This is a genomic window from Archangium sp., from assembly GCF_036389735.1.
Lineage (GTDB): Bacteria > Myxococcota > Myxococcia > Myxococcales > Myxococcaceae > Archangium.
Genome location: NZ_DASVWK010000702.1, coordinates 1 through 3,782 on the forward strand (window position 1 = coordinate 1; position 3,782 = coordinate 3,782).

The window sequence follows — 3,782 nt, forward strand, 5'->3', positions numbered from 1 at the left end:
GGCCTATGTGCTGGTGGCCTACTCGTTCGCCTACCTGACCTTCGGCCTCATCGAGTCCGCCTTCCTGGTGCGCCGGCACCTCGTCTCCCGGAAGCTCGGCGGCGGGGTGGCCCTGGCCGCGACCGTCCTGGAGGAAGAGGACGAGGACCTCGAGGACGAGCAGGAAGTGGCGTAGCTCCCGCGGCTTGGTGCGTGCTGGGGGAGGCGCGTGCGGCTAGGATGCGCCGCCCATGCGCGTCGAGCTGCTGTGCACCGGTGACGAGCTCGTCACCGGACTGACTCCCGACACCAACAGCCCCGACCTGGAGGCGCGGCTCTTCGAGCTGGGCATCAAGGTGCAGCGGGTGGTGCTGGTGGGAGACGTGCGCGAGGACATCGCCCGCGCCCTGCGCGAGGCCGCCTCCCGCGCGGACGTGGTCATCGTCTCCGGCGGGCTGGGCCCCACGGCGGACGACTTCACCGCCGAGTGCGCCGCGGTGGCCGCGGGCGTGCCGCTCGTCGAGGACGCGGGAACGCTGCGCTTTCTGCGAGAACGGGCCCAGCAGCGGGGCCGCGAGCTGACCCCCAACGTGGCGCGCATGGCGCTCGTGCCCGAGGGCGCGGAGGTGGTGCCCAATCCCGTGGGGGCCGCGCCGCTGTTCATCGTCCGGATGGGGGGCTGCCGGCTCTACTTCCTGCCCGGCGTGCCCCGCGAGTACCGGACGCTGGTGGACGGCGAGGTGGTGCCGCGTGTGCGCACGGAGCTGGAGCTGCGGGCGGGCCGCACGTACCGCGCCTTCCGCCTGCTGCGCACGGTGCGCGTCCCCGAGTCCGTCCTGGACGCGCGCGTGGCCCCGCTGGCGAAGGCACACCCCCGGGTGGTGTTCGGCTTTCGGACGCACGCGCCGGAGAACCAGCTCAAGCTGATGGCGGAGGCGCCCACCCAGGCCGAGGCCGATGCCGCCCTGGCCGCCGCCGAGGCCGCCGCCCGCGCGGAGCTGGGGCTGGCGGTGTACGGCGCGGACGGGGACACCTACACGGGAGTGCTGGCGAGGCTGCTGACGGAGGCCCGGGCGACGCTGTCGCTCGCGGAGAGCTGCACGGGTGGGCTCATCTCCGCGCAGCTCACGGCGGTCCCGGGGGCGAGCAGCTTCCTGCTGGGCGGAGCCGTCGTCTACACCGAGCAGATGAAGATGGCCTGGGCCGGGGTGTCGGCCGAGCTGCTGGAGCGCCACGGGGCCGTGTCGAACCCGGTGGCGATGGCGATGGCCGAGGGCATCCGCGCCGCCTGCCAGACGACGTACGGCCTGTCCGTCACGGGGTTCGCGGGCCCGACGGGAGGCACCGCCGAGGATCCCGTGGGCACCGTCTACTGTGCGCTGGCCGTGGAGGGGGCCCCCACCCGCTGCGAGCGCTTCTCCATTGCTGGTGACCGGGACCTCGTGCGTCTCTTCGCCGCCTCCTATGCGCTCGAGTTGCTGCGTGAGCGCCTGCTGACCGCGCCGTCCTCACCATGAGCCGCTCCAAGTCCAAGCGTTCCAAGCAGCCCCCCGTCGCCTCACCCGCGTCCGAGAGCGCCTCGCGTGAAGGCACACCGACGCCGCCCGTGGAGCACGTCGGGCCCCCGGATGCACGCGGTGGGATGGTGGGGGCCGCGCTGCGCATGTGGCTGGCGGCGTACCGGGTGGAGGTGGTGCTCTTCCTGGTGAGCTTCGCGGTGCTGGCGAGCTTCAGCTCGCAGCGTTTCCTGCGCCAGAGCGAGGCGCCGCACTTCGTGTACCAGGCGAAGGGGTGGCTGGAGGGGCGCTTGGACCTGGATCCCGAGGTGCTGCCGAACCTCGAGGACTGGGCGTGCGTGCGCGAGGTGGCGGGGCAGAAGGTGCGATGCGAGGGCCGGCCACGTGCGGGAGATCGCTGGTACGTGAGCTTCCCGTCGTTCCCGGCGGTGGTGATGCTGCCCTTCGTGGCGCTGCACGGCTACCAGTTCAACGACACCTCGTTCGGGGTCTTCGTCGGGGCGCTGGCGGTGGCGCTCTTCTACGCGCTGGTGCGCTACCTCGCGAAGGAGGGGGAGACGGCGCGCGACCGCACGGAGAACGTCGGGCTGGCGCTCATCCTGGCCTTCGGCACGCTCTTCTTCTACGCCTCCATCCGAGGCGAGGTGTGGTTCAGCGCGGAAGTCATGGGCGTGGCCTTCACCTGCCTCTACGTGCGCAACGCGGTGAGGGCGCACCGCCCGGTGCTCGCGGGCCTCTTCTTCTCCATGGCGACGCTCACGCGCACGCCGCTGCTGTTCTCCGGCCTCTTCTTCGTGCTGGAGGCGCTGTGCCCCGGACCGGACCGGCTGACCCAACTGCGCGAGCTGGGCTCCCAGTGGAAGTCCGCGCTGCGCAAGCTGGGCCTGTTCGCGCTCGGGGCCGCGCCGCTCGCGCTCCTGGCGGCGGCCTACAACGTCTACCGCTTCGGCAACCCGGGCGAGTTCGGCCACAGGTTCCTCTTCAACAACCGCGTCAACGTGGACATCGACCGTTGGGGCCTGTTCAACCTGGCCTATCTCCAGCGCAACCTGGAGGCGGCCTTCCTCAAGCTGCCGAGCCTCTCGTCGAACCCGTTGCGACTGGGGTACGACCCGCATGGCCTGTCGCTGCTGCTGACGCTGCCGCTGCTCGTCTTCCTGGTGGTGCCGAAGCTGCGCCCGCGCCTGCACTGGCCGCTGTGGCTCACCGTGGCCGTGACGGCGCTGCCCGGGCTCTTCTACCAGAACACCGGGTACATGCAGTTCGGCTTCCGGTTCAGCATCGACTACACGCCCTACCTCCTGCTCCTCTTCGCCATCGGCGGCTGGTCGCTGCGCAACCGGGCCGTGCTGGCGGCAGTGGCGCTCGGGGTGCTGGTGAACTTCTGGGGCGCGGTGGCCTTCCGGGGCTTCACCGAGTATGTCCGCCACTGGTAGCCCCCGGTCCGTTGGCTTGACCGGGCGCTCCAGGACGAGCAGATAACGGGTGTGACGCAACCGCCTTCAGGAAATCCTCCCTTCGGCAAGCGCTGGCACACCCGCGAGGACAGCGGCATCCGGCTCGATGCGCGGCTGCGCTGGTGGCACGACGACGAGCCCATCGAGCACCCCCGCATCATCGAGCTCTTCAACAGCTCGCTCGTGCTCGACGAGCAGGGGCGCTACCAGCTCCAGATTGGCCGGGACTGGTGCTACGTCCAGGTGGAGGACGCGGCCTACGAGGTGCGCACGGTGGACGTCACCCCGGACGAGCGGGTGTTCGTGCGCTTGAGCGACCGCACCGCCGAGGCCCTGGAGCCGGCCACCCTCGCCGTGGCGCCCGATGGCGTCCTCTCCTGCCGGGTGAAGGGCGGCCGGGCCGGGGCGCGCTTCTCCCGGGACGCCCAGTACCAGCTCGGGGAACTGCTGGAGCAGGACGAGGGCGGCCAGCTGTTCCTGCGCGCGGGCCAGCGCCGTCTCGCGGTGCCGGTGTCGCTCGAGTCTCCTGGCGTCTAGGCCGTCGCCGCCGCCTCCATCTCGGCCGGGCTGGGCGCGGGGGGCACCGGGAGGGACATGCCCACCAGCTCACGGGCGAGCGCCTCCATGGCCTCGGGGTGCTCGCGCAGCCACTCCGTGGCCCGCTCCCGGCCCTGGCCGATGCGCTCCCCGCGCAGGCTGAAGTGGCTGCCGGACTTCTCGATGAGGCCCATCTGCACGCCCAGGTCCAGCACCTCGGCCGCCCGGTGGATGCCGCTCCCGTAGAGCAGGTCGAACTCGGTCTCCTGGAAGGGCGGCGCCAGCTTGTTCT

Annotated in this window: 3 protein-coding genes and 1 pseudogene; 3 read left to right on the forward strand and 1 reads right to left on the reverse strand. The window is 71.7% G+C overall.

Annotation, left to right across the window (positions count from 1 at the left end):
- Positions 1-230 precede the first annotated feature (230 nt).
- The 3 genes from VF794_RS24745 to VF794_RS24755 are packed head-to-tail and all read left to right on the forward strand — an operon-like array spanning position 231 to position 3,490.
- Positions 231-1,496: a CinA family nicotinamide mononucleotide deamidase-related protein gene (locus VF794_RS24745; RefSeq protein ID WP_331114491.1), complete on the forward strand. Its 1,266-nt coding sequence runs from the start codon at positions 231-233 to the stop codon at positions 1,494-1,496.
- A complete protein-coding gene (locus VF794_RS24750) occupies positions 1,493-2,932 on the forward strand; it encodes a hypothetical protein (RefSeq protein WP_331114493.1) in 1,440 nt (479 codons plus the stop codon). The genes VF794_RS24745 and VF794_RS24750 overlap by 4 nt, the downstream gene beginning before the upstream one ends.
- A 42-nt stretch (positions 2,933-2,974) precedes the next feature.
- Positions 2,975-3,490, forward strand: coding sequence for a DUF1285 domain-containing protein (locus VF794_RS24755; protein WP_331114494.1), 516 nt, complete (start codon positions 2,975-2,977; stop codon positions 3,488-3,490).
- Here VF794_RS24755 and VF794_RS24760 read toward each other — a convergent pair.
- Positions 3,487-3,782: pseudogene (locus VF794_RS24760) on the reverse strand (DNA recombination/repair protein RecA); the annotation flags it as partial. The gene VF794_RS24755 and the pseudogene VF794_RS24760 sit on opposite strands and share 4 nt — an antisense overlap.